Genomic DNA, 3,043 nt, shown 5'->3' on the forward strand with positions numbered 1-3,043 from the left:
GCCATGAAGCCGAAACATGCGACATCGCGTCAATCCGTCGGCAGGCGATAATCCTTGAACTGCTGGCGCAAGGTGATCTTCTGGATCTTGCCGGTGGCGGTGTGCGGAATTTCACCGACGAAGGCGACATCGTCCGGCATCCACCATTTGGCCACCTTGCCGTCCATGAAGTCGAGAATATCAGCCTTGCTCGGTTCCTTGCCCGGTTTGCGGACGACGACCAGCAGCGGCCGTTCGCCCCATTTCGAATGGTGGACGCCGATGGCTGCCGCCTCGGCGACATCGGGGTGACCGACAGCCAGGTTCTCGAGGTCGATGGTCGAAATCCATTCGCCGCCGGACTTGATGACGTCCTTGGCACGATCGGTGATCTGCATATAGCCGCCCGCGTCGATGTGGGCGACGTCGCCGGTATCGAACCAGCCGTCCCCGTCGAACTGCTCCACGCCGGCGCCGCCATAATAGGCACGGGCAACGGCCGGCCCACGCACTTTCAGGCGGCCAAATGTCTTGCCGTCCCAGGGTTGCGCATTGTTGTCGTCGTCGGTCACCTTCATTTCGACGCCGAACGGCGGATAGCCCTGTTTCTGCTGGACATCGAGCCGGGCTTCGCCCTCAAGACCAGCATAGTCCGGCTTCAGGGTGCACAGCGTGCCGAGCGGCGACATTTCGGTCATGCCCCAGGCATGGATGACCTGGACATCGTAGTTCTGCTGAAACTTCGTCATGATCGCGCGCGGGCAGGACGAGCCGCCGATGACGACCTTATTGAGATAGGGAAGCTTCTTGCCGGTCTCCTCCAGATGCTGCAGCAGCATCATCCAGACGGTCGGCACGGCCGCACTGAAGGTCACCTTCTCGGTATCGAGCAGTTCATAGATCGAGGCGCCGTCCATCTTGCAGCCGGGCATGACCAGCTTGGCGCCGATCATCGGCCCGCTCTGGCCAAGGCCCCAGGCATTGGCGTGAAACATCGGCACGACAGGCAGGATCGTGTCGCGCGACGACAACCCCATGGCGTCGGGCATGGCGGCGATCATGGCGTGCAGCACGTTCGAACGGTGGCTGTAGACGACGCCCTTGGGATCGCCCGTGGTCCCGGAGGTGTAACACATGCCTGCGGCGGTGCTTTCGTCGAAGGTCTTCCAGGCGAAGTCGCCATCCGCCTCGTCAAGCCACTCTTCATAGGCGACCACATTGGGCAACGTCGTCTGCGGCATGTGTGCCTTGTCGGTCAGCACGATCACCTGTTTCAGCGACTTGACGGCGCCGGCGATCTTCTCGAGCAGCGGCACGAAAGTCAGGTCGACGAAGACTGCCTTGTCCTCGGCATGGTTCATGATCCAGACGATCTGCTCGGGAAACAGCCGCGGATTGAGCGTGTGGTAGATGGCGCCGATGCCCATGATGCCGTACCAGGCCTCGATGTGGCGGGCGGTGTTCCAGGCCAGCGTCGCGATGCGGTCGCCCAACCCATAGCCGTCGCGCTCCAGCCGCTGGGCGACCTTCAGGGCGCGACGATGGATGTCGGCGTAGGTGGTGCGCACGATCGGCCCTTCGATCGAGCGTGACACGATCTCGCGCATGCCATGCTGCCGCTCGGCATTGTCGATGAGCTTATGGCAAAGCAGCGGCCATTCCTGCATCAGTCCCAGCATTCGGTCCTCCCTCACGCTTTTGCGTTGTGCTTTTTGTCCCATTGTGGAGCGAACCGACGGATTGTCCAGCCGCCAATACGGCCGAGCACTGCATTGGGAACAACCGCCACAATCCGGCCATCGTCGGCGTTAAGCTTCGTTAACGGGCAAAGGGGTGCGATTGGCGACTGAAAGAGGTTCGCATGGACGCGCAGCTCGACGACAAGGCTCTCGAGAGTACGCTTGCCGAAAGTCTGGCCGATCTGGTGCCGGACACAAAGACTGTTTCCGAAGATGAATTTGTTGAAGTTGTCGGCGGCGCGCTGGAAGCGGTCGGCGGCACGTTGCTGTTCAAGATGTGCGTCCAGAACCAGGGCGAGGACCAGCACGTCGCAGCCGCGTCAGTCGGCGATGGCGGAAACCGCCAGTTCCTGCTGCTCACCTTGCCGACCGGCGGTGGTTCCCTGAAGGTCGAGACCGTATCGAGAAGCAGCAACCCGGTCGCCGGTATTGCTGCCGCCTATGCGGGTCTCATGGACGTGTTCAAGGCCGCTGCCTGACAGCTGACGACAAGTATCGAGGATATTCGGAGGCGCGATCCGGCAGTGCCGGCCTGGGCAGGTGTTTGCGTGTTGCATGGCGACGGCAGGCCTTGAACAATGCGTTTGCGCGACACATCTCAAAGTCGACGCAAGGAGAGCCGCCGCATGGATCAGATCGCCAACCCCGCACCCGGTTTCCAACGCAACCCGGACAAAATCATCACCATCGAGCCCTATGCCGGCACCGTTACCGTGCGCGCCGGAGACGTGGTCATCGCTTCAACAGCGAAGGCCAAGGTGCTGACCGAAGCTCCCTATCCGGCGGCCTTCTACATTCCGTTCGCCGACATCGATTTCGGCAAGCTTGGCCGCACCGACCACTCGACCCATTGCCCCTACAAGGGCGATGCAAGCTATTGGAGCGTGCTGCCTGCCGGCGAGACCGGCCAGAACGCCATGTGGGCCTATGAACGGCCTTTCGACGAGATGGCTGAAATCGGCAACCACGGCGCATTCTACGCCAGCAAGGTCACGATCGAAGCCAAACCGGACTGAGCCAACGCCGAAGCGGGATACGCTCGGCTGGCCACTCACTCCGTGGTGCCGTTATTGCCGATGCCCTCGGCATCGTCGAGCCGCACAAAGGTCAAGCCCTTGGCCTTGAGCGCCAGCAGCCCCTGCACCACGCCTTCGCCTGCCGCATGGGTCGGCTGGTTGATATGCGAGATAATGACGTCGCCGTCCTTGGCCGCCGCGATGCGCCGCGCGGTTTCCTTGGCGCCGAGCAAGGAGCCGCCGTCGCCGTTTATCGAGAATCCCGCGACCTTGAAGCCAAGCTTGCGGATCATGGCGATTGCCGACGGG

3 protein-coding genes and 1 pseudogene are annotated in these 3,043 nt (G+C 62.1%); 2 read left to right on the forward strand and 2 right to left on the reverse strand.

Going from position 1 to position 3,043, the window contains the following annotated elements:
* Nucleotides 1–29: 29 nt before the first annotated feature.
* Nucleotides 30–1,658 (reverse strand): fatty-acid--CoA ligase, encoded by a 1,629-nt coding sequence (locus tag EN969_RS24175; RefSeq protein WP_063167687.1) that lies wholly within the window; start codon nucleotides 1,656–1,658, stop codon nucleotides 30–32.
* Nucleotides 1,659–1,840: 182 nt separating this feature from the next.
* Here EN969_RS24175 and EN969_RS24180 point away from each other — a divergent pair, with 182 nt between their 5' ends.
* On the forward strand, nucleotides 1,841–2,197 hold the full coding sequence (locus EN969_RS24180) for a hypothetical protein (protein ID WP_013532740.1): 357 nt from the start codon (nucleotides 1,841–1,843) through the stop codon (nucleotides 2,195–2,197).
* A gap of 147 nt (nucleotides 2,198–2,344) precedes the next feature.
* Nucleotides 2,345–2,734, forward strand: a complete 390-nt coding sequence (locus EN969_RS24185; protein ID WP_013532741.1) for a DUF427 domain-containing protein — start codon at nucleotides 2,345–2,347, stop codon at nucleotides 2,732–2,734.
* A 35-nt stretch (nucleotides 2,735–2,769) separates the two neighbouring features.
* Here EN969_RS24185 and EN969_RS24190 read toward each other — a convergent pair.
* Nucleotides 2,770–3,043, reverse strand: a pseudogene (locus tag EN969_RS24190) (polysaccharide deacetylase); the annotation flags it as partial.

It is taken from the genome of Mesorhizobium sp. M7A.F.Ca.CA.003.01.2.1, assembly GCF_003998945.1.
GTDB lineage: Bacteria > Pseudomonadota > Alphaproteobacteria > Rhizobiales > Rhizobiaceae > Mesorhizobium > Mesorhizobium ciceri.